At 66.3% G+C, this 25,394-nt stretch carries 27 protein-coding genes; 22 read left to right on the top strand and 5 right to left on the bottom strand.

Features of this window, described 5'->3' with window-relative positions:
- Window position 1: 1 nt before the first annotated feature.
- The gene (gene hisS, locus ACV7JP_RS07930) at window positions 2-1,504 is read left to right on the top strand and encodes a histidine--tRNA ligase (RefSeq protein WP_457798686.1); all 1,503 of its coding nucleotides are present in this window, start codon (window positions 2-4) and stop codon (window positions 1,502-1,504) included.
- Between the two features lie 266 nt (window positions 1,505-1,770).
- Window positions 1,771-2,592 carry a universal stress protein gene (locus ACV7JP_RS07925; RefSeq protein ID WP_457798685.1) on the top strand — a complete coding sequence of 274 codons (822 nt, stop codon included), beginning with the start codon at window positions 1,771-1,773 and terminating at the stop codon, window positions 2,590-2,592.
- Between the two features lie 131 nt (window positions 2,593-2,723).
- On the opposite strand, the gene ACV7JP_RS07920 is transcribed toward ACV7JP_RS07925, so the two are convergent.
- The gene (locus tag ACV7JP_RS07920) at window positions 2,724-3,221 is read right to left on the bottom strand and encodes an META domain-containing protein (RefSeq protein ID WP_457798684.1); all 498 of its coding nucleotides are present in this window, start codon (window positions 3,219-3,221) and stop codon (window positions 2,724-2,726) included.
- 271 nt (window positions 3,222-3,492) lie between these two features.
- Entirely contained in the window at window positions 3,493-4,488 is a 996-nt protein-coding gene (locus tag ACV7JP_RS07915) for a 2-hydroxyacid dehydrogenase (RefSeq protein WP_457798683.1), read from the bottom strand.
- Window positions 4,489-4,736: 248 nt separating this feature from the next.
- On the opposite strand from ACV7JP_RS07915, the gene ACV7JP_RS07910 reads away from it, so the two are divergent.
- Window positions 4,737-5,270, top strand: a complete 534-nt coding sequence (locus ACV7JP_RS07910) for an SH3 domain-containing protein (RefSeq protein WP_457798682.1) — start codon at window positions 4,737-4,739, stop codon at window positions 5,268-5,270.
- A 64-nt stretch (window positions 5,271-5,334) separates the two neighbouring features.
- Here ACV7JP_RS07910 and irrA read toward each other — a convergent pair whose 3' ends face one another.
- On the bottom strand, window positions 5,335-5,799 hold the full coding sequence (gene irrA / locus ACV7JP_RS07905; RefSeq protein WP_457798681.1) for an iron response transcriptional regulator IrrA: 465 nt from the start codon (window positions 5,797-5,799) through the stop codon (window positions 5,335-5,337).
- 496 nt (window positions 5,800-6,295) lie between these two features.
- Between irrA and fabA the strand changes: the two genes are divergently transcribed.
- The 6 genes from fabA to ACV7JP_RS07875 all read left to right on the top strand — a co-directional run bounded on the left by fabA (window position 6,296) and on the right by ACV7JP_RS07875 (window position 10,587).
- Window positions 6,296-6,814 (top strand): 3-hydroxyacyl-[acyl-carrier-protein] dehydratase FabA, encoded by a 519-nt coding sequence (fabA, locus tag ACV7JP_RS07900; RefSeq protein WP_457798680.1) that lies wholly within the window; start codon window positions 6,296-6,298, stop codon window positions 6,812-6,814.
- Between the two features lie 185 nt (window positions 6,815-6,999).
- Window positions 7,000-8,223, top strand: coding sequence for a beta-ketoacyl-ACP synthase I (gene fabB / locus ACV7JP_RS07895; protein ID WP_457798679.1), 1,224 nt, complete (start codon window positions 7,000-7,002; stop codon window positions 8,221-8,223).
- Window positions 8,216-8,584: a hypothetical protein gene (locus ACV7JP_RS07890; RefSeq protein WP_457798678.1), complete on the top strand. Its 369-nt coding sequence runs from the start codon at window positions 8,216-8,218 to the stop codon at window positions 8,582-8,584. The genes fabB and ACV7JP_RS07890 overlap by 8 nt, the downstream gene beginning before the upstream one ends.
- A 34-nt stretch (window positions 8,585-8,618) precedes the next feature.
- A complete protein-coding gene (gene fabI, locus ACV7JP_RS07885) occupies window positions 8,619-9,428 on the top strand; it encodes an enoyl-ACP reductase FabI (protein WP_457798677.1) in 810 nt (269 codons plus the stop codon).
- A gap of 17 nt (window positions 9,429-9,445) precedes the next feature.
- Complete coding sequence (locus ACV7JP_RS07880) at window positions 9,446-9,763, top strand: c-type cytochrome (protein ID WP_457798676.1); 318 nt, start codon at window positions 9,446-9,448, stop codon at window positions 9,761-9,763.
- A 74-nt stretch (window positions 9,764-9,837) separates the two neighbouring features.
- Window positions 9,838-10,587, top strand: coding sequence for a PGN_0703 family putative restriction endonuclease (locus ACV7JP_RS07875; protein ID WP_457798675.1), 750 nt, complete (start codon window positions 9,838-9,840; stop codon window positions 10,585-10,587).
- 48 nt (window positions 10,588-10,635) lie between these two features.
- On the opposite strand, the gene ACV7JP_RS07870 is transcribed toward ACV7JP_RS07875, so the two are convergent.
- Window positions 10,636-10,827, bottom strand: coding sequence for a hypothetical protein (locus ACV7JP_RS07870; protein ID WP_457798674.1), 192 nt, complete (start codon window positions 10,825-10,827; stop codon window positions 10,636-10,638).
- 223 nt (window positions 10,828-11,050) lie between these two features.
- Between ACV7JP_RS07870 and ACV7JP_RS07865 the strand changes: the two genes are divergently transcribed.
- The 10 genes from ACV7JP_RS07865 (at window position 11,051) to phoB (ending at window position 21,154) form a co-directional block, all read left to right on the top strand.
- A complete protein-coding gene (locus ACV7JP_RS07865) occupies window positions 11,051-11,869 on the top strand; it encodes an ImuA family protein (RefSeq protein WP_457798673.1) in 819 nt (272 codons plus the stop codon).
- The gene (locus ACV7JP_RS07860; protein ID WP_457798672.1) at window positions 11,793-13,403 is read left to right on the top strand and encodes a Y-family DNA polymerase; all 1,611 of its coding nucleotides are present in this window, start codon (window positions 11,793-11,795) and stop codon (window positions 13,401-13,403) included. The genes ACV7JP_RS07865 and ACV7JP_RS07860 overlap by 77 nt, the downstream gene beginning before the upstream one ends.
- A 131-nt stretch (window positions 13,404-13,534) precedes the next feature.
- Window positions 13,535-14,599, top strand: coding sequence for a lysylphosphatidylglycerol synthase domain-containing protein (locus ACV7JP_RS07855; protein WP_457798671.1), 1,065 nt, complete (start codon window positions 13,535-13,537; stop codon window positions 14,597-14,599).
- Window positions 14,600-14,626: 27 nt separating this feature from the next.
- On the top strand, window positions 14,627-15,694 hold the full coding sequence (locus ACV7JP_RS07850; protein WP_457798670.1) for an ATP-binding protein: 1,068 nt from the start codon (window positions 14,627-14,629) through the stop codon (window positions 15,692-15,694).
- A gap of 144 nt (window positions 15,695-15,838) precedes the next feature.
- Window positions 15,839-16,897 (top strand): phosphate ABC transporter substrate-binding protein PstS, encoded by a 1,059-nt coding sequence (gene pstS / locus ACV7JP_RS07845; RefSeq protein ID WP_457798669.1) that lies wholly within the window; start codon window positions 15,839-15,841, stop codon window positions 16,895-16,897.
- 151 nt (window positions 16,898-17,048) lie between these two features.
- A complete protein-coding gene (gene pstC, locus ACV7JP_RS07840; RefSeq protein WP_457798668.1) occupies window positions 17,049-18,041 on the top strand; it encodes a phosphate ABC transporter permease subunit PstC in 993 nt (330 codons plus the stop codon).
- A 12-nt stretch (window positions 18,042-18,053) separates the two neighbouring features.
- A complete protein-coding gene (gene pstA, locus ACV7JP_RS07835) occupies window positions 18,054-18,896 on the top strand; it encodes a phosphate ABC transporter permease PstA (RefSeq protein WP_457798667.1) in 843 nt (280 codons plus the stop codon).
- On the top strand, window positions 18,893-19,675 hold the full coding sequence (pstB, locus tag ACV7JP_RS07830; RefSeq protein ID WP_457798666.1) for a phosphate ABC transporter ATP-binding protein PstB: 783 nt from the start codon (window positions 18,893-18,895) through the stop codon (window positions 19,673-19,675). The genes pstA and pstB overlap by 4 nt, the downstream gene beginning before the upstream one ends.
- 13 nt (window positions 19,676-19,688) lie before the next feature.
- Window positions 19,689-20,408 carry a phosphate signaling complex protein PhoU gene (phoU, locus tag ACV7JP_RS07825; RefSeq protein ID WP_457798665.1) on the top strand — a complete coding sequence of 240 codons (720 nt, stop codon included), beginning with the start codon at window positions 19,689-19,691 and terminating at the stop codon, window positions 20,406-20,408.
- Window positions 20,405-21,154: a phosphate regulon transcriptional regulator PhoB gene (gene phoB / locus ACV7JP_RS07820; RefSeq protein ID WP_457798664.1), complete on the top strand. Its 750-nt coding sequence runs from the start codon at window positions 20,405-20,407 to the stop codon at window positions 21,152-21,154. The genes phoU and phoB overlap by 4 nt, the downstream gene beginning before the upstream one ends.
- Window positions 21,155-21,286: 132 nt before the next feature.
- Here the strand turns inward: phoB and ACV7JP_RS07815 are convergent, their stop codons facing one another.
- Complete coding sequence (locus tag ACV7JP_RS07815; protein WP_457798663.1) at window positions 21,287-21,826, bottom strand: GcrA family cell cycle regulator; 540 nt, start codon at window positions 21,824-21,826, stop codon at window positions 21,287-21,289.
- A gap of 435 nt (window positions 21,827-22,261) precedes the next feature.
- Between ACV7JP_RS07815 and ACV7JP_RS07810 the strand changes: the two genes are divergently transcribed.
- From ACV7JP_RS07810 to ACV7JP_RS07800, 3 genes are read left to right on the top strand one after another with little or no spacing between them, the layout of a single operon-like run.
- Window positions 22,262-23,464, top strand: coding sequence for an acetylornithine transaminase (locus ACV7JP_RS07810; RefSeq protein ID WP_457798662.1), 1,203 nt, complete (start codon window positions 22,262-22,264; stop codon window positions 23,462-23,464).
- Window positions 23,464-24,408 (top strand): ornithine carbamoyltransferase, encoded by a 945-nt coding sequence (argF, locus tag ACV7JP_RS07805; RefSeq protein WP_457798661.1) that lies wholly within the window; start codon window positions 23,464-23,466, stop codon window positions 24,406-24,408. The genes ACV7JP_RS07810 and argF overlap by 1 nt, the downstream gene beginning before the upstream one ends.
- Window positions 24,408-25,364 carry an Hsp33 family molecular chaperone gene (locus ACV7JP_RS07800; RefSeq protein ID WP_457798660.1) on the top strand — a complete coding sequence of 319 codons (957 nt, stop codon included), beginning with the start codon at window positions 24,408-24,410 and terminating at the stop codon, window positions 25,362-25,364. The genes argF and ACV7JP_RS07800 overlap by 1 nt, the downstream gene beginning before the upstream one ends.
- Window positions 25,365-25,394 lie beyond the last annotated feature (30 nt).

The following is a 25,394-nucleotide window of genomic DNA, read 5'->3' as shown; positions in this document are numbered from 1 at the left end:
GATGTCCAAACAAGATTCCACATTTAAGGTCGAAGCCCGTAGCCCGCGCGGCTTCGCGGATCGCGAGGCGGGAGAGATCGCGGCGACGAACCGCATGCTCGACGTCATCCGCTCGGTCTATGAGCTTTACGGCTTCGAGGCGCTCGAAACCCCGGCCTTCGAATATACGGACGCGCTCGGCAAGTTCCTGCCCGATCAGGACCGGCCCAATGAAGGCGTCTTCTCCCTTCAGGACGATGACGAGCAATGGCTGTCGCTGCGCTATGACCTCACCGCGCCGCTCGCGCGATATGTGGCGCAGAATTTCGACCGTATCCCCAAGCCCTATCGCTCCTATCGCTGCGGTCCGGTCTTTCGCAACGAGAAGCCGGGGCCGGGGCGCTTCCGCCAGTTCATGCAGTTCGACGCCGACACCGTGGGCTCCGCCTCGCCCGCCGCCGACGCGGAAATCTGCATGATGGCCGCCGACGCGCTGGAGAAGCTGGGCATTGCGCGCGGCGATTACGTCGTCAAGATCAACAGCCGCAAGGTGCTGGACGGCGTGATGGAGGCGATCGGCGTCGGCGGCGAGGAGAACGCCGCGCGCCGCCTCGTCGTTCTGCGCGCCATCGACAAGCTCGACCGGCTGGGGCCGGACGGCGTGCGTCAATTGCTCGGCGAGGGCCGCAAGGACGAGAGCGGCGATTTCACGAAAGGCGCCGGCCTGCCGCTGCCGGCGATCGACACCATCCTCTCCTTCAGCCTGGGCGGACAATATAAGGACGGCAAGCCGCAATTCGATCTCTTCGGCCTGCTCGGCAAGAGCGATATCGGGGCGCAGGGCGCCGAGGAGCTGCTGGAGATCGAGGATCTCGCCCGCGACGCGGGCTATGGGCCGGACCGTATCCGCATCGATCCTTCCGTGGTGCGCGGTCTCGAATATTACACCGGGCCCGTTTTCGAGGCCGATCTCACTTTCGAGACGCGCGACGAGAAGGGCCATCCGGTGCGCTTCGGCTCGGTCGGCGGCGGCGGGCGCTATGACGGGTTGGTGGGCCGATTCCGGCCGGAGAACACGCCGGCGACCGGCTTCTCCATCGGCGTCTCGCGCCTCTTCGCGGCCTTGAAGCTCGTCGGCAGCCCCATCGTCACGGCGCGGCCGCATGTCGGCCCCGTCGTCGTGCTCGCGCTCGACCGCGACCGGCTCGCCGATTATCAGCGCATGGTCGCGCAATTGCGCGCGGCCGGGATCGCCGCCGAGCTCTATCTCGGCGCGGCGGGCATGAAGGCGCAGATGAAATACGCCGACCGGCGCCGCTCGCCGCTCGTCGTCATTCAGGGCTCCGACGAGAAGGCGAAGGGCGAAGTCCAGATCAAGGATCTCGTCGCCGGCGCCAAGGCGGCGGCGGCCATCGCCACGAACGAGGAATGGAAGGCGGCGCGGCCCGCGCAATTTTCCGCGACCGAGAGCGAGCTGGTCGACGAGGTGAGAAAGGCGCTCGCGGCGCAGAAGGCGCCGGAGTGAAGCGCAGCCTCGCCGCCGTCATTGCCGAGGCGGCGCAGCCGCCGAAGCAATCCAGAGCTGTGGGACGGGCGCTGGATTGCTTCGCTTCGCTCGCAATGACGGCGGAAGGGCATGACCAAGAAGGCCGGCGATTCGAATGCCGAAAACTGGAGTGCTTCGCTTCGCTCGCAATGGCGGCTTCAGGCGCCTTGCCTGCGACAACGCCGGTCTAGGCGCGCTACCCTCGCCGATATAGGTTTAGCCTAAAGAGCAAAGGGAGATGCGCAATGTTCGGCGAACCGCCCAAATCCATCGTCCATCCGACGGACCTTTCCTTCGCGAGCCAGGACGCCTTCGCCCATGCGCTGCGCATCGCCGTGGCGACGCAGGGCCTGCTGCATCTCCTGCATATAGAGGAAGCCGAGCAGCAGGACTCCGACGACTGGGATCGCTTCCCCCATGTGCGGGAAATGCTGGCGCGCTGGCGCATGATCGAGCCCGCCGCCTCGCGCGCCGACGTCGCGGAGAAGCTCGGCGTGAAATTCGTCAAGGCGTCGGTCGAATCGGCCTCGCCCGTCCATGGCGTCGCGGCCTATGTCACGCGGCATCTCTGCGACCTCATGGTGCTGATGACCCACAACCGCACCGGCCTCGAACGCTGGCTCGAGGATTCGATCGCGGAGGAGGCGGTGCGCGAGACGCGCACGCCGGCCCTCTTCCTGCGCGAGGATCAGACCGGCTTCGTCGATCGAGAGACGGGCAAGGTGACGCTCAACACCGTGCTGATGCCGGTGGAGGCGAGCGTTCCGCCCCTCGACGCCTTCCGCCACATCGCCGATTTCGCCCATGCGATGAACCCGGCCGCCGACGTCATGCTGCTGCATGTCGGCGACGATCTGCCGATCTTCGAGGGGCTGCTGCCGCATATCGAATTGCGCAGAGGCCCGGTGATCGAGACCATCCTGGCTTATGCGAGGGAGACCGGCGCCGATCTCATCGCCATGCCGACGCAAGGCCGCCGCGGCCTGCTCGACGCGCTGCGCGGCTCCACGACCGAGCGCGTCCTGCATGAGAGCCCGTGCCCGGTTTACGCCGTGCCGGCGAAGTAGGAGGCGGCCGTCATTGCGAGCATATTTTCGAAGTCGGGCACGCCCGACTTCGCAGAAGCGCGAAGCAATCCAGAGCCACATCGCAGCCCTGGATTGCTTCGCTTCGCTCGCAATGACGGATCAGGCTCCTTTTACAGCGACCGCTGGAACTTCAGCACGCCGCCCTTGAAGCCCTTGAGGGTCAGTTCGTCGCCCTTCACGTCCCAATAGGGGCCGGAGAGCAGCACGTTCCAGTAATCGCGCTCGACGCCCGCAAGCGCGCCGTCGCATTGGCGTTCGTTGACGGCCGGCATGGCCTTGGGGCCGAGGCGGTCGGGACCGATGACGAAAACGCCCGACCAGTTCTTGCAGCCCGAAAAGCCGTTGGCGCGGCCCGTCGAGTCGATGTTGATCCACATCTCGACCGGCGGCGCCTTGCCGTTGATCTCGACGAGGTTGAAGTTGCGGTTATGGGGGAAGGGCACGTAGCGCGGAATGCCGCCCGTGTCCTTGTTCTGAGCCTCGCCGCCCTGCTGCTGCTCCTGACCCTGGCCCTCCTCCGCCGGCTTGGCGCGCTTCTTGGCGTCGGCGGGGCCGGCGATCGCCGCCGCGCACAGGGCCACGGCGAGGATCGAGAAAAATTTGTTCATATGCTTCCTCTCCCCGGCGCGCCTGTCGCTCGCACGAACCATGCGAGCGACAGGAAATCGCGCCAAATCAGATTGCCCGAGCGCATTCATATCGCAAAAGCCGTCAACTTTGGCGCAAGGCGCTCCGGGAATGCTTCCGATCTCACGCAAAATTGCCCGAATCGCGGCAGGCCGCCGCCCCCTTTCCCCGTGAAAACGGGGAGAGGGAAAAGACTCTCGCGACTGCTGCTCACTTACTGTCGGACCACGTCTAAGAACCTCTCCGCCCTTATCACAACATGCTGGGCAGCACGCGGTCCGGCGGGCGGTGGCCGTCCATGAAGGTCTTGATGTTGATGATGACTTTCTCGCCCATATCGACCCGGCCCTCGATCGTGGCCGAGCCCATATGCGGCAGCAGCGTGACCTTGCCGGCCTGGGCGAGCTTGAGGAGCTTGGGCGACACGGCGGGCTCGTGCTCGAAGACGTCGAGGCCGGCGCCCGAAATCTCGTTCGCCTCCAGCATGCGCACCAGCGCGTTCTCGTCGACGATCTCGCCGCGCGCAGTGTTCACCAGAATGGCGTGCGGGCGCAGATGCTTCAGGCGGCGCGCCGAGAGCAGGTGATAGGTCGCAGGCGTATGCGGGCAGTGGATCGACACGATGTCGACCCGGGCCAGCATCTGGTCGAGCGATTCCCAATAGGTCGCCTCGAGCTGCTCCTCGATCTCGACCGCCGCGCGGCGGCGGTTGTGATAGTGGATGGAGAGGCCGAACGCCTTGGCGCGGCGGGCCAGCGCCTGGCCGATGCGGCCCATGCCGACAATGCCGAGGCGCTTGCCGGTGATGCGGTGGCCGAGCATCCAGGTCGGGGACCAGCCGGCCCAATTGCCCTCCGGAATGGCGCGGGCGCCCTCGACGAGACGGCGCGCCACGGAGAGAATCAGCGCCATGGTCATGTCGGCCGTGTCTTCCGTCAGCACGCCCGGCGTGTTGGTCACGGTGATGGAGCGGCCGAGCGCCGAGGCGACGTCAATATTGTCCACGCCATTGCCGAAATTGGCGATGAGCTTCATCTGCTCGCCCGCCTGGGAGATGAGGCCCGAATCAATCCGGTCGGTGATGGTCGGCACCAGCACCTCGGCCGTGCGCATCGCCTCCACCAGCTCATCGTGGCTCATCGGCCTGTCGCTCTCGTTGAGCCGCGTATCGAAGAGCTCGCACATGCGGGTCTCGATCACTTCGGGCAAACGGCGCGTCACGACAACGAGCGGCTTCTTCTTCGGCATCTTGCGCTTCGTCCTCTCGGCTCGCTCGATGGTTGCTGCGTGGCGAAAACTCAAAAACTTCGTTACAACGCATTTGGACCGCGACGTTCGAGCCGGCCAGCCGGCCTGGCCTCTGCACGCGACGCGGCGGCGCCTGCTTCAACCCGGTCTTAACGACGGCAGGCGACAAAAAGACGATGCCGCCCGGCGCTGCATTTTCGTTCCTAGCAGATGGCGGGCCAAAGACAAGACGAGCGATCATTTCCATCATGCGGCAACGGGAAAGCGAAACTTTGACAGGCTTGTGCGCAACGCTCGGCCTCATCGCCCTCATGATCGCCGCGGCGGCGCGGGCGCAGGCGCAGGAGCCGCAGAAGGGGCCGGTGAGCAATCTGCCCGTTCCGCGATATGTCAGCCTCAAATCGGACCGCGTGAATGTCCGCGAGGGGCCGAGCAAGGAGCACCCGACCGTCTGGATCTACCAGCGCGCCGGCCTGCCGATTGAGATCACCGCCGAATTCGAGACTTGGCGCAAGATCCGCGATTCGGAAGGCTCCGAGGGCTGGGTGCTGCATTCGCTGCTCTCCGGGCGCCGCACCGCGCTCGTCGCGCCCTGGAAGAAGGAGCCGCAGACCCTCGTCGCCGCGGATCACGCGACGCCGGTCGCCAGGCTCGGGCCGGGCGTGATCGGCAATTTGCGCGGCTGCGACGGCAAATGGTGCCGCCTCGCCGGGCAGGGCTTCGACGGCTATATGCAGCAGGAGAATTTGTGGGGCGTGTATCCCGGCGAGAAGGTCGAGTAGGATCGCGATCCAAGATCAAGGCGTTCTCCCCTCTCCCGTTCACGGGAGAGGGTGGATGAGGGTTCTATCCCTCTTCCCGCCGCAGCCGCACCACCACGTCCACGCGGTCGATCCTGAGCCCCTTGGGCGGGGTCGGGAGGTCGGCGACGGTCACCTTGGCTCCCGGAATGTCGTGGAGCTCGCCATCCTCCTCGATCAGGAAGTGGTGGTGGTCGCTGACATTGGTGTCGAAATAGACCCGCGCGCCGTCGACGGCGATCTCGCGCAGGAGACCCGCGTCGGTGAACTGGTGCAGCGTGTTATAGACGGTCGCGAGAGAGACCGAGAGATTCGCCGCCACCGCCTCGTCAAAGAGGCGCTCCGCCGTCACATGGCGGTCGCAGCCCTGAAATAGAAGCTCGCCGAGCGCGAGGCGCTGCCGGGTCGGGCGCAATCCGGCCTCGACCAGCATGTCGTGGACGGGTTTGCGCGCCGGAAGGTCGGGCGAGAGCGGTCGGTTGGCGAAAGCGTCCATCGGCGGGCGGCTCATGAGACCTTGGATTTGTTTGATCTATACCAAAAAGACCTGCGAACCTCAACTTCCGGCGCGGCTTTGCGCGCTACGGCGATCGAGCGAAGGTTTCCTCGTCCCGTGGAGCGAGCGAAGCTCGCGTCTCGAAGGATGAGGAAACCTTCATTTCCCGAGATCTGGAACTCGCCCTCGCGCTTCGAGACGCCGCCTTGGCGGCTCCTCATGCTTCGAGACGGCTCCTGCGGAGCCTCCTCAGCATGAGGGCGAGAATTGTCGTCCTTCACCCGGTCGCCCTGCCTTGCGAGCCACATCGGTTTCGCGGCCCCGCAAAAAAGCAGGCGCTTCCGGCGCGCCCCTGGCTATGTTACGGATCACCGGCCCCATAAAACGCGGCCTTCGTCCATTTTGGGCGGAAGACGGCCGAAAACAAGCGGGCGGCGCGCGCTTTCGATTGAGGAGCCGCGCGCATGGGAGAACAGGGCTTTCCAAAAGCTCCAGCGGAGGCGGTGAGATCATGAGCGAGAGGCGCTCGTCATTCGGCTATGAGGATTTGTTGGCCTGCGGGCGCGAGGAGCTGTTCGGCCCCGGCAATGCGCAATTGCCCCTGCCGCCGATGCTGATGTTCGACCGCATCACCGAGATTTTTGAGGAGGGCGGCGAGCACGGCAAGGGCTATATGCGCGCCGAGCTCGACATCAAGCCGAGCCTCTGGTTCTTCGACTGCCATTTCAAGGGCAATCCCGTCATGCCGGGTTGCCTCGGCCTCGACGCGCTGTGGCAGATGGTCGGGTTCTATCTCGCCTGGCTCGGCAATCCGGGCCGCGGCATGGCGCTCGGCGTCGGCGAGGTGAAATTTTCCGGCCAGGTGCGCCCGACCGTGAAGACCGTGACCTATGGCGTCGACCTCAAGCGCGTCCGCACGGGCAAGCTCGTGCTCGGCCTCGCCGACGGCTGGGTGGCGGCGGACGGCCAGCGCATCTATGAGGCGAAGGATCTGAAGGTCGGCCTCGCCAACGCGCCGGCGCCGGAGTGACGCCGCGTCTTTGAAATCGACGGGGAGAGGTCGAGCGAAGCGAGGGTGAGGGGCGAAGCCTCGCTAACGTCCTTTGCAGCCGGAAGATGTCGCGACGAGAATCTTGAGCCGGACATGCTTGCCCCTCACCCCAGCCCTCTCCCAGTGAACGGGGAGAGGGAGAGAAAGAGACAGGGAGAAAGAAGATGAGACGAGTCGTCGTCACCGGCATGGGCATTGTGTCGTCGATCGGCAATACGACGCAGGAAGTGGTCGCGTCGCTGCGCGAGGCGCGCTCGGGCATTGTGCGCGCGGAGAAATACGCCGAGCTCGGCTTCCGCTCGCAGGTTCACGGCATGCCGACGCTCGATCCTTCGACGGTCGTCGACCGCCGCGCCATGCGCTTCCACGCCACCGGCACGGCCTGGAACCATGTCGCGATGGATCAGGCGATCCGCGACGCCGGCCTGACCGAGGCGGAAATCTCCAATGAGCGCACCGGCATCATCATGGGCTCGGGCGGCCCGTCGACGCATACGCTCGTCGAATCCGCCGACATCACCCGCTCGAAAGGCCCCAAGCGCGTCGGCCCCTTCGCGGTGCCGAAATGCATGTCTTCCACCGCCTCCGCCACGCTCGCCGTCTGGTTCAAGATCAAGGGCGTGAACTATTCGATCTCTTCCGCCTGCGCGACGTCGAACCACTGCATCGGCAACGCCTATGAGCTGATCCAATACGGCAAGCAGGACATGATCTTCGCCGGCGGCTGCGAGGAGCTGGAATGGGAGCTCTCCGTTCTCTTCGACGCCATGGGCGCCATGTCCTCTTCCTATAATGACCGCCCGGCCACGGCTTCGCGCGCTTACGACAAGAACCGCGACGGCTTCGTCATTGCGGGCGGCGCGGGCGTGCTGGTGCTCGAAGAATATGAGCGCGCGAAAGCCCGCGGCGCGAAGATCTACGCGGAGGTCGCGGGCTATGGCGCGACGTCGGACGGCCACGACATGGTGGCGCCCTCCGGCGAAGGCGCCGTGCGCTGCATGCGCCAGGCGCTCGCGACCGTGAAATGCCCGATCGACTACATCAATCCGCACGCCACCGCGACGCCGGTCGGCGACGCCAAGGAGATCGAGGCGCTGCGCGAGGTTTTCGGCCGCGAGGACAAGTGCCCGCCCATCGCCGCGACCAAGTCCCTGACCGGCCATTCGCTCGGCGCGACCGGCGTGCAGGAGGCGATCTATTCGCTGCTGATGATGCAAAACGGCTTCATTTGCGAGAGCGCCCATATCGAGGAGCTTGATCCGGAATTCGCCGACATGCCGATCCTGCGCGCGCGCCGCGACAATGTGAAGCTCGGCGCCGTGCTGTCGAACTCCTTCGGCTTCGGCGGCACCAACGCCACCCTCATCTTCAAGCATCCGGATGCGTAAAGGACTGTTGCGGGCCGCCGCTCTCGGAGCGGCCCTCCTCGCCGCGGGCGCCGCCGCCGCCTTTGAGGGGCGCTATGTCGCGGGCTCGAAGGCCTATTCGCAGGAATTGCGGATCATGAAGCGCGCCGACGGGCGTTTCGGCGTCACGGCCGACGTCGCGACGCGCGGCTGCGCGGGAGAGGTCGACGCCGTCGGCGCGGGCGATGGCGACACGCTGAAGGCGGAAGCCAAATTCGACAATGAGACATGCGCGCTCACCCTTCGCCGCACGAGGAAGGGCGTCAGCGTCGAGGAAGACCACTGCGTGCCTTTTCACGGGGCGGCTTGCGAATTCAGCGGCGACTACCGCAAGAAGCGCTGAAGGGCGCGCGGCGGATCGATAGAGAAGGAATGCGATGACGGTTGCGACTGGTTTGATGCAAGGTAAGCGCGGGCTCGTGATGGGCGTCGCCAACGACCATTCGATTGCTTACGGCATTGCGCGCGTCTTGGCGCGCCACGGCGCGCAGCTCGCCTTCACCTATCAGGGCGAGGCGCTCGGCAAGCGCGTGAAGCCGCTCGCCGAGGAGATGGGCTCCCATCTGGTGCTTCCCTGCGACGTCGAGGACATTTCGACGGTTGACGCCGTCTTCGCGCGGCTTCAGGAGGAATGGGGCGGGATGGACTTCCTCGTTCATTCCATCGCCTATTCCGACAAGAGCGAATTGAAGGGCCTCTACGCCGACACTTCGCGCGAGAATTTCATCCGCACGCTCGTCATCTCCTGCTTCTCCTTCACGGAAGCCGCGCGCCGCGCCGCCGCGATGATGAAGGACGGCGGCTCGATGGTGACGGTGAGCTTCGGCGGCGGCACCCATGTCATGCCGAACTACAATGTGATGGGAGTCGCCAAGGCGGCGCTCGACTCCAGCGTGCGCTATCTCGCGGCGGATTTCGGGGATCGCGGCATTCGCGTGAACGCGATCTCGCCGGGGCCGGTGCGCACCATGGCCGGCGCCGGCATCACCGGCGCGCGCGCGATGGGCGCGTTCCAGAAGCAGCACTGCCCCCTGCGGCGAATGATCACGCTCGATGAAATCGGCGGCTCGGCGCTTTATTTCCTGTCCGAGCTTTCCGGCGGCGTGACGGGCGAAATCCATCTCGTCGACGCCGGCTACAATATCATGCTGCAGCCGCGCCCCGAGGATTTGAACGGGGGCGAATGATCGCGGGAGGAGAGGAAATGAGACTGGCGCTTCTGTCGATTGCCGTTTTCCTCTCCGCCGCCGCGCCGGCGCGCGCGCAGAGCGCCGATCCGAGCGTTGGCGCGCGCCTCGTTCAGGAGACCTGCGCGGCCTGCCACGCCGTCGGCGCCGACCCGGAGGCCAAAAGCCCCGACCTCAAGGCGCCGCGCTTTATCGACGTCGCCAAAATGCCGTCGACGACGGAACTGTCCCTCAAGGTCTTCCTGCGCTCCTCGCACAGGAACATGCCGAATTTCATCCTCTCGCCGGAGGAGATCGATTCGACGGCGGCTTATATTTTGGGGTTGAGGAAGTAAGCTGTCAGAGCATGCGGGTGGGCATGCCGAGCGCCGGCCCCGCTTCAAAAAGCTTCCCTGGTGGAGGGTGATGCATGAAGGGTGAGCTATTTCTGCCCGGAGTCCCTATTGACTATGTGCTGGACCGCCTCGCAAAGGCTGGCGGCAAAGAGATCGAATCGGGCAAGTTTCTGAGTTCAGAAAGCTCCGCTGCTCTTGCAGTGAACTGTTTTGGTTGGTTTGTCGAGCAACCTGACCAACTGCCGCCTTTAAAAGGTCTCGAGAGGGCGGGAGTTCCTGAAATGGTGGACATAGAATTTTGTGCACGATTTCCCTGGACTGGCGGACGCCATCCTTGGCTCGACGCTGTTGTGCAGACGTCCTCGACCCTCATCGGGATCGAAAGCAAGCGCTTTGAGCCATTTCGAGACGTAAAAGCCGTTAGCCTTTCAGATGCTTACGACCGTCCTGTCTGGGGCCCAAATATGAAGGGTTTCGAAAGAATGCGAGACCGCTTGCGTTCTGGGGAAGATAGGTTTGTCCATCTGGACGCCGCGCAACTGGTCAAGCACGCATTTGGCTTGGTGACCGAAGGCCGCCGGCGGAACAGGGTTCCGGCCTTGCTCTATCTTTTCGCTGAACCGGCTTCGCAAAACGGTCGCCCCATTGCGCAGAATGATCTTGTCCGGCATCGGGACGAAATTGCTCACTTTGCAGAGGCGGTTGCTGGCGACGACGTAACGTTTCATTCGACAAGCTACAGGGAATGGCTCGAGACTTGGCGTGGGCTCGACAGCCGAATCGCTGCGCATGCTCGGACAATCATCGAAGCGTTCGCGCCATAAAAGAGGAATGGCTAACCGTCTGTGAGATTCAGTCGTTTTTCGATCCGTTCAATTCTCAAACTGGATGGAAGCGATCGAGCCATCTTGTGCGACTTCGCTTTGCATGAATGCGGCCATGTGGCCTTTCATCCCGCGCATGTCCGCTTTCAAATCGACGATATCGCTCGCGATGTCGGCCAGCTTCGACGGGATCGCCTTGAGCGTTTCCAGCAGCAGCTCATTCGTCACATTGTCAGCCATCGCGTCCTCCAACTCCATTGTTCAACATTCTAACTGCTGCGCAGTTTTTAGGAACATGCGCGTCGCCCGGCGGATATATCTGGCTGGCGTCGGACTATATGCCCTTCGGGGCAGTTAGCACGGGAGACGCGCGCCCGACTCTTTTGCTTGACTCTTTCCGGCGTGAGAACAAATATCGAACATACGCCTCGGCGCCCCTCGCAAAACCAGGGTTTCAGGACCGATGTCGCAGAGCGGCCTCTCGGAACGCATCGGCTTTTTGCGGGCCCGCATCGCCGCCATCGAGGCGCGGGGCGGCGCGCCGCCGCCCGCGCGGGAAGCCGGAGGCGAATTTCTCGACGCGCTGCTTGGCCCCGGGCGGGGGAGCTTGAGCGAAATCTTTCCGGCCCGCCCGCCGGACGCGCCGGCGGCCGCGGCCTTCGCCCTCGCCATGGCGCTCCGCGCGAGGGCGGTTCGCGGCGGCGGGGCGCTGGTCTTCATCATCGAGGATCTGAGCGCGCGCGAATTCGGCCTGCCTTACGGGCGCGGCCTCGCGGGGGCGGGGCTCGACCTCTCCTGCTTCGCGCTCGTGCGCGCGCGCCGGCCGCGCGAGACGCTCTGGGCCATGGAGGAGGCGCTGAAAAGTTCCGCCTGCGCGGCGGTCGTCGCCGAAAGCTCTCTTGGTCCCCGGCTTTACGATCTCTCGGTCTCGCGCCGCCTCCTGCTCGCCGCCAGGCGCGGCGGGGCGCTGGGGCTTCTCGCGCCGCAGGGGACCGAGGCCGCGCGCTTTTCCAGCGCCGCCGAATTGCGCGTCGAAGTCGCCGCCGCGCCGCCGCCCGTCTTCGCGTCGCGTCCCCCGCTTGCGCCATTCGCTCCTTTCCGCTGGCGGCTGCGGCTGCTGAAGGCCCGCGCCGGCGTCTTCGGCGAAATCGATCCGTCGCAATGGCGCGGCATTGTCTTCGACCCCGAAAGAGCGACGTTCCGTCATGCGTTTCCTGAGCGTCTTCCTGCCGAGGCTTGCGACCGACCGGCTGCTGCGCCGCCGCGCCGGCGCCGCGCCTGAGGCCTTCGCCCTCTACGCCCGCGTGAAGGGGGCCGAAAGGCTGACTTCCATCGACGCCGGGGCGCAGCGGCTCGGGCTTCTGCCCGGCATGGCGGTCGTCGACGCCCGCGCGCGCCGACCCTCGCTCGTCCTCGCCGAAGCCGATCCCAAGGCGGACGCCGCTCTGGTGGCGGCTCTCGCCGATTGGAGCCGCCGCTTCACGCCGCTCGCCGCCCCCGATCCGCCGGACGGGCTGCTGCTCGACGTGACGGGCGCGGCGCATCTTTTCGGCGGCGAGGCGGCGCTCCTCGACGAGATCGAGGCCCGCCTGCGGGGCCTGGGCTTCGCCGCTTGCGCGGCGCTGGCGCCGGGGCCGGCGCTCGCCCGCGCGCTGGCGCGCTTTTCCGATGTGAAGCTTGTCTCCGACGCGGCGACGCAGGCCGAGCTGGACGCTCTCGTCGCGGCGCTCCCCGTCGACGCGCTGGAGCTGGAGGCCGGGATCCTCGCCGGCATGCGCCGCGCCGGCCTGAACTGCGCCGGCGATCTGCTCTCGCGCCCCCGCGCGCCCCTCGCCGCGCGTTTCGGCCGGGAGGCGCTGGCGCGGCTCGACGCGCTCGCCTGCCGCAGCCGCGATCCCATAACGCCGCGCTTCGAGGCGCCCGCCTTCATCGCCGAGCGGCGCTTTCCGGACGGCCTCACCCGGCGCGAGGACATCGAGGCGACATTGCGCCGCCTCGCCGCCGATCTCTGCCCCCTGCTGGAGCGCGCCAGCGTCGGGGCCCGGCGGCTCGAGGCCGTCTTCTACCGCGTCGACGGGGCGGTGAAGCGCCTCGTCGCCGGGACGAGCCGGCCCTTGCGCGATCCCGCGCGCCTGGCGGCGCTCCTCAATGAGCGGCTCGCTTCCGTGGCGGAGGAGGGGCTCGATACGGGCTATGGTTTCGACGTGCTGCGTCTTTCCGCCATCGAGGTCGAAAGCGCGACGTCCCCGCAGACGGCCCTGGTCTCGCCGGATTTCGGCGCCGGCGACGACGACCGGGACCTCGCCGATCTGCTCGACCGGCTCGGCGCGCGGCTCGGCCTGCGCCGCGTGCAGCGGCTCCATCCGCGAGCCGCGCATCTGCCGGAATGCGCGGTCGCCGCCGCGCCGGCCGCCTTTGGCGCGCCGGAGCGCATTCCGCAAAAGCTGACGGATGCTTGCGATGAGGATGCGCTCCGACCCATGGAAAGGCCCTTGGAAAAAGGCGCGCAGGCTTTCCCGCCGCAGGGCGCGCGCCCGCTGCGGCTCTTCGAGCGTCCCGAGCCGATCGAGGCGACCGCGCTCGTTCCCGACGGCCCGCCCTTGCGCTTCCGCTGGCGGCGCGTGCTGCGCGAGGTCGTCGCCTTTGAGGGGCCGGAGCGCATCGCGCCGCCCTGGTGGGGCGCGGCGCAAGACGGCCTCACCCGCGACTATTTTCACGTGCAGGACAGGGACGGCCAGCTCTTCTGGCTTTTCCGCGAGGGGCTTTATGCGACGGAGACCGCCGCGCCGCGCTGGTTCGTGCACGGTCTCTCCTGAACCGCGGCCTTGACTCGGGGCCTTGCGCCCCCAAGCTAGTAAGCGCGTCATTCTGGCGTCATCTTTTCGAGACGAAGTCGTTCAGCGGCGCCGCTTGCAAAAACCGGCTCCGCCACTCATGCGGGCGTTAGATGCGCAAAGACGAGGATCTCGCCATTTCTTCCCAACCCGGACTGCCCGCCGTCGTACGGCGCAAAAGCTTCTTCGAGACCTTGCAAGACCGACTGCCCCATGGCGCGGCCCATCTTCTCGGGGCGCTCGCCAGTCTCGCGCTTTTCGCCGTCGCGGCCTACATCCTCGCCAGCGTCCTCTCCAACATACGCTACGCGGACGTCGTCGAGGCGCTGAAGGCGACGAGCGGCGCACAGATTCTCGGCGCCCTGCTCTTCACCGCGCTCTCTTACGTCGCGCTCACGGGCTATGACGTTTCGGCCCTGCGGCAGATCGGCCATTACGCCCCCTATCGCGTCGCGGCGCTGGCTTCCTTCGCGAGCTACGCCACCGCCTTCAATCTCGGCTTTCCCGTCGTCACCGGCGCCGCCGTGCGCTACTGGATCTATTCGCGCGTCCAGATGACGGCGCTACAAGTGGCCAATGTCACGGTGATCACCGGCGTCACCTTCTGGCTCGGCATGACCACGGTCGTCGGCGTCACGCTGGTCAGGGCCGCCGAATCGCTGGCCGCGCTCGACCGTCTTCCTGTCGCCCTGCATATGGCCGCCGGCATTCTGATTCTCGCCGGGGTCGCGGGCTATGGCACCTGGGTCGCGCTCGAGCCGCGTCATATCCGCCTGCGCGGCCATGTGCTGGAGATGCCCGGCGTCGGGTCCACGGTCGCGCAGATCGGGGTCGGCGCCGCGGATCTCTGCGCCGCCGCCGCGGCGCTCTATATGCTCATGCCGCAGGGCGTTCACCTGGATTTCACGGCCTTTCTCGCCGTCTATGTCCTCGCCTGCATCCTCGGCGTCATCAGCCATGCGCCGGGGGGCATCGGCGTTTTCGAGGCGACCATGCTTCACGCGCTGCCCGGCGCTTCGCAGGAAAGCGTGCTGGCGTCGCTTCTCCTGTTCCGCGTCGTCTACTATTTCCTGCCCTTCATCGTCGCCCTGGCGATTCTCGGCGCCGACGAAGGCGCGCGCCGCTGGGGCGCCTTGCGCGAGGCGGTCGCGCGCATCATTGACGAACGCACGCCTTGATCGACCTGAATTGAAAGCCAGACGCCTATGCCGCCGCTAAAATGGCCCGCCGAGGACATGCTCGGCCCGGTGATCGAGGCGCTCCCGGAACCGGTCTTCGTCATCGACGCGGAGACCCATGCGCTCGCCTTCAACGGGCCGGCGCGCGCGCTCGCGCCGACACTGAAGCTCGGCGAGCCCATTTCGCGCAGCCTGCGCTCTCCCGACATGATCGACGCCGCCATGCGCGTGCTCGCCGGCGGCAAGGCGGAGAAGGCGGCCTGGGTCGAGCGCCTGCCGCTCGAACGCTGGTTCGAGGCGCATATCGCGCCGATCCGCTTTCCCGGCTACCAGACTGCGGCGATGATCAGCCTGCGCGACCTCACCGAAGCGCATCGCATCGAACGCATGCGCGTCGATTTCGTCGCCAACGCCAGCCATGAATTGCGCACGCCGCTCGCCTCGCTGCTCGGCTTCGTCGAGACGCTGCAGGGGCCCGCGAAGAACGATCCGGCCGCGCGCGACAGATTTCTGAGCATCATGCGCGAGCAGGCGCAGCGCATGGCGCGGCTGGTCGACGATCTGCTCTCGCTCTCGCGGATCGAGCAGCATATGCATGTGCCGCCGGCCGAGGCGGTCGACCTCACAATGCTCGTCGCGCATATCGTCGATACGCTGACGCCGATGGCGGAGGAAAACGGCATCCCCCTCGCGCTCGATCTCGAACCCAACGTCATCGTGCCGGGCGACCGCGACGAGCTGGCGCGCATCATCGAAAACCTGATCGAGAACGCGCTGAAATACGGCCGCAGCGAAGGCGAGCCGCGGCCCGTCGAAATCTCGCTGTCGCGGAGGGGGACGTCCGCCGTATTCTCGGTTCGCGACCACGGGCCGGGAGTCGCGCAAGAGCATATTCCGCGCCTGACCGAGCGCTTCTACCGCGTCGACGCCGGCAAGAGCCGGGCGAAAGGCGGGACGGGGCTCGGCCTCGCCATTGTCAAACACATCGTCCTGCGCCATCGCGGAAGGCTCGGGATCGAGTCCGAGCTGGGCGCGGGATCGCTGTTTCGGGTGACGCTTCCGGCGGTCGACGCCATGTCCCTGAAAATGAGATAAGCACTTGATTTATAAAGAGTTAATCATGTCATAAAACTGTAATGTCATTGTCACAAAACTCTCTTGCCCGGTCGCTAAGAACTGAGCTGTGACAGGCGCCCGGCGCCTCTCTTGTATTGTTCTCGAGCTGAAAGCGATCCTCGCATGATCTCCAAGTTTTTGAAACGGGCCGCCGTCGCGACGGCCGCGCTTGCGGCGATGGCCGCCGCGGCCGTCACGAACCCGGCCCTGGCGCTGGACATCTCCGGCGCCGGCGCCACCTTCCCCTACCCGATCTACGCCAAATGGGCGGAGACTTATAAGAAGGAGACCGGCAACGGCCTCAACTATCAGTCGATCGGCTCCGGCGGCGGCATCAAGCAGATCAAAGCCCGCACCGTGACTTTCGGCGCGACCGACCAGCCGCTGAAGGCCGAGGATCTCGAGGCGGCCAATCTCATCCAATGGCCGCAGGTCATTGGCGGCATCGTGCCGGTCATCAATCTCGAGGGTGTCAATCCGGGCGATCTCGTCCTCGACGGCCCGACGCTCGCCAAGATCTTCCTCGGCGAGATCAAGAGCTGGGACGACGCCGCCATCAAGAAGCTGAACCCGAAGGCGAAGCTCGCCGCGACCCCGATCGTCGTCGTCCATCGTTCGGACGGCTCCGGCACGACCTTCAACTTCACCAATTATCTTTCCAAGGTCTCCGAGGACTGGAAGAGCAAGGTCGGCGAGAATTCGGCCGTGGAATGGCCGGCCGGCATCGGCGCCAAGGGCAATGAGGGCGTGGCCAACAACGTCGCCAACACCAAGGGCGCGATCGGCTATGTGGAATATGCCTACGCCAAGCAGAACAAGCTGACGCACACCAAGCTCGTCAACGCCGCCGGCAAGGTCGTCGCGCCGGGCATTGAGAGCTTCCAGTCGGCCGCCGCCAGCGCCGATTGGGCGAAGTCGCCGGGCTTCTACCAGATCATCACCAATGAGCCGGGCGCCAAGTCCTGGCCGATCTCGGCCGCGACCTTCATCCTCCTTCCCAAGGACTCGAAGGACGAGGCGGCCGCGACGGAAGCGCTGAAATTCTTCGGCTGGGCCTTCGCCAACGGCGCGAAGCAGGCCGAGGAGCTCGATTACATCCCCATGCCCAAGCCCGTCGTCGAGCTCATCAAGAAGAGCTGGGCGAATGTGAAGGGCGCCGACGGCAAGCCGCTGGCGAAATAAGCCGCGCCGCCGCATTCGCGGCGCAGGCCAAGGCGGTTTAGGAATGAGCCGTCTTAATGAAAACGGGCGCCGGTTCGCGACGAACCGGCGCCGGGAGCTCCAAATGACGACGACCGAGCCATCGCGGCGGGAATCCAGTGAGGCGATGAAAATGTCTGATGCAATAATGGAAGGCGTCGCCATGTCTCCTGCGACGACAGCCGACCGCGCAAAGGCGCTCTCGGGCATCGCGCTGTTCGACCGCATCTTCCATCAGATCACGCGCGCAGCGGCCATCATCGTTCTCATCATACTGGGCGGCGTCATCGTTTCGCTGATCCACGGCTCGCTGCCGGCCGTCAAGGCCTTCGGCGTCGGCTTCCTCTTCTCGCAGGCCTGGAACCCGGTCACCGACAATTTCGGCGCCATGCCGGCGATCTACGGCACGATCGTCACCTCGATCATCGCCATGCTGATCGCCGTTCCCGTCGGGCTCGGCGTCGCGACCTTCCTCACCGAGCTCTGCCCCCATCCGCTGCGCCGGCCGATCGGCATCGCCATCGAATTGCTCGCCGGCATCCCGTCCATCATCTACGGCATTTGGGGCCTCTTCGTCTTTGCGCCCTTCGTGCAGACCTATGTGCAGCCGGGGCTGATCTCGCTCTTCAGCGACGTGCCGGTGCTGTCGGCGCTCTTCGCCGGACCGCCCTACGGCATCGGCATGCTGACGGCGGGCTTCATCCTCGCCATCATGGTGCTGCCCTTCATCGCCTCCATCTCGCGCGACGTTTTCGAGACCGTCCCGCCGGTTCTCAAGGAGGCGGCGACGGGCATCGGCTGCACGACATGGGAGATGATGCGCTTCGTCGTGCTCCCCTATACGCGCGTCGGCGTGATCGGAGGCGTCATGCTCGGCCTCGGCCGCGCGCTCGGCGAGACCATGGCCGTCACCTTCGTCATCGGAAACGCCCACAAGGTCTCGGCTTCGGTGCTCGCGCCCGGCACGACGATCTCCGCGACCATCGCCAATGAATTCACCGAGGCGGTCGGCGACCTCTACACCTCGGCGCTGATCGAGCTCGGCCTCATCCTGTTCGTCATCACCTTCATCGTCCTCGCGATCGCGCGCTACATGCTGATGCGCATCGAGCGGAAATCGGCATAAGGGAGGCGCGTCATGTCGCTTTACGCCACGCGCCGCCGGCGCAATTCATTCGCGACCGGCCTTGCCTGGGGCGCGGCGGTCTTCGGCCTGTCCTGGCTTCTTCTGATCCTGCTCGCGCTGCTCTATGAAGGCGTCCGCGGATTGTCGCCCGACGTCTTCACGCAGATGACGCCGCCGCCGGGCAGCCAGGGCGGCCTGCTGAACGCCATCGCCGGCTCGCTCGTCATGACGGCGATCGGCGTCGCCATCGGGACGCCGCTCGGCATGCTCGCCGGCACCTACATGGCCGAATATGGGCGCTACACCAAGCTCGCCGTCGTCGTTCGCTTCATCAACGACATTCTGCTCAGCGCGCCGTCGATCGTGATCGGCCTCTTCGTCTACACGATCCTGGTGCATCCCATGGGGCATTTCTCGGGCGTGTCGGGCGCGGTGGCGCTTTCGCTTCTCGTCGTGCCGGTCGTGCTGCGCACGACGGAGGACATGCTGCTGCTCGTGCCCGGCTCGCTGCGGGAGGCGGCGGCGGCGCTCGGCGCGCCGCGCGCGCATGTCATCTCGCGCGTCGCCTATCGCGCGGCGAAGGCGGGTCTCGTGACCGGCGTGCTTCTCGCGGTCGCCCGCGTCTCGGGCGAAACGGCGCCGCTCCTGTTCACCGCGCTCAACAACCAGTTCTGGAGCACGGACCTCAACGCGCCGATGGCGAGCCTTCCGGTTGTCATCTTCCAGTTCGCATTGTCGCCCTACAAGGACTGGCAGCAGCTCGCTTGGACCGGCGCGCTGCTCATCACGATCGCCGTTCTCGCCCTGTCTGTCACAGCCCGCGCCCTGAGCGCCGGCCGGAGAAACGCAAAATGAACGCCCCCGCTCAGGTGAAGGAACCCGCAACCAAGGTCTCGGTGCGGAGCCTGGACTTCTATTACGGCGCCACGCGATCGCTGAAATCCATCTCGCTGCCGCTGCACGCCAACAAGGTCACCGCCTTCATCGGTCCGTCCGGCTGCGGCAAATCCACCTTGCTGCGCGTGCTGAACCGCATGTACGATCTCTATCCCGGCCAGCGCGCCGAGGGCGAGGTCCTGCTCGACGGCGAGAACATTCTCGATCCGGCGATCGACCTCAACGCGCTGCGCGCCCGCATCGGCATGATCTTCCAGAAGCCGACGCCCTTCCCGATGTCGATCTACGAGAACATCGCCTTCGGCATTCGCCTCTATGAAAAGCTGTCGCGCGCCGACATGGACGCCCGCGTCGAGCAGGCGCTGCGCGGCGCGGCGCTGTGGGACGAGGTGAAGGACAAGCTGCAGGCGAGCGGCCTCGGCCTTTCCGGCGGCCAGCAGCAGCGCCTGTGCATCGCGCGCAGCGTCGCGGTGCAGCCGGAGGTCATGCTGTTCGACGAACCCTGCTCGGCGCTCGATCCGATCTCCACGGCGAAGGTCGAGGAGCTCATCGAGGAGCTCGCCGCGCAATACACCATCGCCATCGTGACGCATAACATGCAGCAGGCGGTGCGCGTCTCCGACTACACCGCCTTCATGTATCTCGGCGAGCTCGTCGAGTTCGGCGACACGGACGAGGTCTTCAACAAGCCTCGCGAGAAGCGCACGCAGGACTATATTACCGGCCGCTTCGGCTGAGGAAGGACGTTCCATGAGCGAACATACCGTCAAATCCTACGATCGCGATCTCGAAGCGCTGGGACGTCGCATTTCCGAGATGGGCGGCGTCGCGGAGAAAATGCTCGCCGAGGCGATGGAGGCCCTGTCCGGCCTCGACGTCGAGCTCGCCAAGCGCGTCGTCGCGAGCGATACGCGCCTCGACGCGCTTCAGCGCGAGATCGAGGAGAACGCCGTGATGACGATCGCGCGGCGTCAGCCGCTCGCGATCGATCTGCGCGAATGCATCGCCGCGATCCGCATTTCGGGCGACATTGAGCGCATCGGCGATCTCGCCAAGAATGTCGCCAAGCGCACGCTCAAGATCGCGACGGAAGCGCGTTTGCCGCGCGCCATCGTCGGACTGAAGTCCATGCATGAAATCGCGGCGACGCAGCTCAAGGACGCGCTCGACGCCTATGCCGAGCGCGACGTCGAGCGCGCCCGCGCCGTATGGGAAAACGACGCCGATCTCGACGCGCTGGAAGACTCGGTGTTCCGCGACCTCCTCACCTTCATGATGGAGGATCCGCGCAACATCTCCTTCTGCACGCATCTCCTGTTCTGCTCGAAAAATCTCGAACGCATCGGCGATCACACGACGAATATTTCCGAAACCATCGTCTATCTCGTGACCGGCGAAGCCATGCCGATGGAGCGGCCGAAGGCGAGGCCCTGCACTTTGGGGAGCGGCGAAGGCGAACCCACGCAATGAACGAGACCGCATCGAGCCAACCCGTCATCCGCGAGGGCAAGAGCGACCGCGCGCCGCGCATCCTCGTCGTCGAGGACGAAATCCCGCTTGCGACGCTCCTTGTCTACAATCTCGAGGCCGAGGGCTATCAGGTCGAACATGTCGACCATGGCGACGAGGCGGAGCTGCGCATCGCGGAGTCGCCGCCGGACCTCGTCCTGCTGGACTGGATGCTGCCCGGGGTCTCGGGCCTCGAAATCTGCCGCCGGCTGCGGGCGCGCGACGTCGCGCGCGACATGCCGATCATCATGCTGACCGCGCGCGGCGAGGAGGCCGAGCGCGTGCGCGGGCTTTCGGTCGGCGCCGACGATTATGTGGTGAAGCCCTTCTCGACGCCGGAGCTGATGGCGCGCGTGCGGGCGCTTCTCCGCCGGGCGCGACCGGAGCGCGTCGCCTCGAAGCTCACGCTCGGCGATATCGACCTCGACCGTGAGACGCGCCGCGTGCGCCGGGGAGGCCGCGAGATCCATCTGGGACCGACGGAATTCCGCCTTCTCGAATATTTCATGGAGAAGCCCGGCCGCGTCTTCACCCGCGCGCAACTGCTCGACAGCGTCTGGGGCATGTCCGCCGAGATCGACGAGCGCACCGTCGACGTCCATGTCGGGCGCCTGCGCAAGGCGCTCATCCGGGGGCGGGAGAAGGATCCGATCCGCACCGTGCGCGGTTCGGGCTACTCCTTCGACGAGACCTTCGGCCGCGATTGATCGCGCGCGCCATGATCTCGGTCTGGATCATATCGCAGGGCCGCCATCCGCAGCGTGGATCATGAGCCAAGCCCCCTCGCCCCGTCTTTGCGAGAGGGTTGGGGTGAGGGGCGAAGCCGCATTATGCGCGGATCACGCGTAGCGCGGCGCCTTGAGCTGCTCGCGCGCGCGGCGGCGGTCTTGCGCCGGCTGATAGGCGATGCGCGCGTGATGGGCGCAATAGGGACCGCCGCCGATCGGCGATTTGCCGCCGCAGAAACGGAACTCGGGCGTCGTCGGATCGCCCATGGGCCAGCGGCACATCGACTCGCGCAGCTCCATCAGCGTCACCCGCTCGGACATCGGAATGACGACCTCCTCCTCGGGATTGGCGCGGGCGACGACCACCGTCTGCGGCGCGAAGGCGAGCGCGACATTGCCGTGCACGGCGTGGCCGCCGCGCGGCGCGGGAGCGGCCGCGACGGCGGTCGTCGCCGCGCGCGGCGCCTTGGCGGCGCGGGGCCGCGGCGCGCTCGCCGTCTTGGCGCGCTCGGCCAGGCCGAGACGGTGGATCTTGCCGATGACGGCGTTGCGCGTGATGCCGGGACCCAGTTCGGCGGCCACCTGACTCGCGCTGAGGCCGTCGCTCCAAAGTTTACGCAACAGCTCGACGCGTTCATCGGTCCAAGACATGTTTGATCTCCAAGCGGCCGGTTCGAGCGTGGATTTTCAAGGAATCCTTCATCGTTCGCTGCGCCGGCGTGAACCAGCGGCGATGCGACGCGCACCGAAACACGAGAAGCGCCATACGGGAGAAACGCGCCCGATCCGGCGAGAAAACTAACGCATTCTTTTGAATCACGGGCGCGAGTCGCTGGCAAGCAAAACGGGGCGTTCTCAACAGGGTTTGTGCGCGCTTTCCCCCGCAACTGTTGCCCGGGCGACTCACCGCGTGGCGATTTTCAAGCAAAACTGAGGCCTTGGCGGGAACGGCGCGCCGCCGCGCGCCTCTGTTAACATTTGACCCGATGCGCCCGCGCGCTTAAAATCCGCCTTCAAATTGCCGCCCCGCCAAAGGGCGGCGCTTTGTTTTTTGGGCGGCGTCGCGGCGCCCACTGGGCTTGGAGCATGATTTTGACTTCTGCGCTCTATCCGACCTATGCGCGGGCCGACATCGTCTTCACGCGGGGCGAAGGCGCATGGCTCTTCGCCGAGAATGGCGACCGCTATCTCGATTTCGCCTCCGGCGTCGCCGTTCTCTCGCTCGGACACGGCCATCCGCATCTCGTCGCCACGCTGAAGGCCGCGGCGGAAAATCCGTGGCACGTCTCCAATCTCTATCGCATACCGGCGGCCGAGGCCCTGGCCCGGCGCCTGGCCGAATCCACTTTCGCCGACGTCGTCTTCTTTGGGAACTCCGGCGCGGAAGCGGTGGAATGCGCCATCAAGACGGCGCGCAAATATCACGCCGCCAACGGCCAGCCCGAGCGCTATCGTCTCGTCACCTTCGACGGCGCCTTTCACGGGCGGACGCTCGCCACCATCGCCGCCGGCGGCAACGCGAAATATCTCGAGGGCTTCGGTCCGCCCATGACGGGCTTCGACCAGGTTCCCTTCGCCGATCTCGACGCCGTCGAAGCCGCGATCACGGAGGAGACGGCGGGCGTTCTGCTCGAGCCCGTGCAGGGCGAGGGCGGGCTGCGCGTCTTCCCGAAGGACTTTCTCGTCGAGCTGCGCAAGCTTTGCGACGCGCGCGGCCTGCTTCTGGTCCTGGACGAAGTGCAATGCGGCGTCGGCCGCACCGGCAAATTCCTCGCCTGCGAGCATGCCGGGATCGCGCCCGACGTCGTCGCGCTCGCCAAGGGGCTCGGCGGCGGCTTTCCCATCGGCGCCTGCCTGGCCACGAGCGAGGCGGCGAAGGGCATGACGCTCGGCGCGCATGGCTCGACCTTCGGCGGCAATCCGCTGGCGACCGCCGTGGGCGGCGCCGTGCTCGACGTCGTTTTGGCCGAGGGCTTCATGCCGCGCGTGGCCGCGCTCGGCGGCGTGCTGCGCCAGCGTCTCGCCGAGCTCGAAGACCGCTATCCCGGCGTCATCGAGGCCGTGCGGGGCGAGGGCCTGATGTTCGGCGTCAAGACGCGCGCGCCCAATGGCGACTTCGCCAATGCGGCGCGCGCGGAAGGTCTGCTGACGGTGCTCGCCGGCGATAATGTCGTGCGCCTGCTGCCGCCGCTGATCATCGACGAGAGCCATATTTCCGAGGCCTTTTCGCGCCTCGACCGGGCCTGCGCGCGTCTCGCGGCGCCCGCTACGCAATTGGGGGCGGCGTGATGACCGCGCATTCCATGACGCGGCCGCGTCACTTCCTCGATCTCTCCGATTTCTCCGGCAAGGAGCTGCGCCAGATTCTCGAACTGGCGAAGTCGCTCAAGGCCGGGCGCGTCAAGGGCGTGGCGCCGGCGCAACGTCCGCTCGCCGGCAAATATCTGGCGATGGTCTTCGACAAGCCGTCGACCCGCACGCGCGTCTCCTTCGACATCGCCATGCGCGATCTCGGCGGCGAGACCATCATGCTCACCGGCGGCGAGATGCAGCTCGGCCGCGGCGAGACCATCGCCGACACGGCTCGCGTGCTGTCGCGCTTCGTCGACGCGGTCATGATCCGCATCCTGTCGCATGACGACCTCACGGAGCTCGCGCGCCACGCGACGGTGCCGGTGATCAACGGCCTCACCAAGCTCTCGCATCCCTGCCAGATCATGGCCGACCTCCTGACCTTCGAGGAGCGTCTCGGGCGGATCGACGGCCGCAGCGTGGCCTGGGTCGGGGACAGCAACAATGTGCTGGCGAGCTGGGTGCACGCCGCCGCCCGCTTCGGCTTCGCGATAAATGTCGCGACCCCGGCCGAGCTGGCGCCGCCGCCGAGCCTCGTTGACTGGGCGAGAGCCAATGGCGCGGCGATGAACGTCACGCGCGACCCCTACGCCGCCGTCGCGGGAGTCGACGCGATCGTCACCGATTGCTGGGTCTCCATGGGCGACGCGGACGAAGACTTCCGCCGCGCCGTTCTCGCCCCATATCAGGTCGACGCGAAACTCATGCGCGCCGCCGCCAAGGACGCCGTCTTCATGCATTGCCTGCCCGCCCATCGGGGCGAGGAAGTCACCGACGAGGTGATGGACGGACCCCAATCCGTCGTCTTCGACGAGGCCGAGAACCGCCTCCACGCCCAGAAGGGCGTGCTCGCCTGGTGCCTCGCGCCGGGGATCGCTTGATGCTCGAGGCGCCGAGCCGGCCCGTCTCGCGCGAGGCGAAAGACGATCGCGTCACGCCTTTCGCCGTGGAGGCGCTCGATCTGCGCGGACGCCTCGTGCGCCTGGGCCCCACCGTCGACGCCGTGCTGAAGCATTACGACTACCCGCCGAAAGCGGCGCGCCTGCTCGGCGAGGCCATGGCGCTCGCGGCGCTGCTCGGTTCGATCCTGGAGTCGCATGGCCGCTTTCAGCTTCAGACGCGCGGCGACGGTCCCGTCGACATGCTGGTCGTCGACTATGACGCGCCCGGGAAGCTGCGCGGCTTCGCGCGCGTCGACGCGGCGCGGCTCGAGGAGGTCTCCAACCCCGAACCCGCGGCGCTGCTGGGCCGCGGCCATCTCGCCTTGACGATCGAGCGCGAGGAGGACGCGGCGCGCTATCAGGGCGTCGTGCCGCTCGAAGGCGAGAGTCTCGCCGAGGCGGCCCACGTCTATTTCCGCCAGTCGGAACAGATCCCGTCTTTCGTCCGCCTGGCCGTGGGCGAGGTCGTGACCCCGCAAGGCCGAAGCTGGCGCGCCGGCGGGCTGCTCCTGCAATATCTGCCGGCGGCGGGCGCGCGGATGCGCGACCTCGACCCCGGCGACGCGCCGGATGGCGGCGGCCCCGCCGAAGAGGAAGACGACGCCTGGACCGAAGGCCAGGCGCTCGCCGGCACGATCGAGGATCACGAGCTCGTCGATCCCTCGCTCTCGGGCGAACGTCTGCTGTTCCGGCTCTTTCACGAGCGCGGCGTCAAGGTTTTCAACGAACGCCCGCTCGAGGAATTCTGCCGCTGCTCCACGGAGCGCATCGAGCGGCTGCTGAAGAGCTTCACGCCGCAGGAGCGCGCCGACATGGTGGGAGACGACGGCCGCATCGGCGTCACCTGCGAATTTTGCGCGACTTTCCGCAGCTTCGATCCGGCGGAGTTCGATTAGCGCGCGCTCCGAACTTTGGAGTCGCGTCTT

The sequence above is a fragment of the Methylocystis sp. S23 genome (genome assembly GCF_054106005.1).
This window is presented reverse-complemented; position numbering and strand designations above follow the sequence as displayed.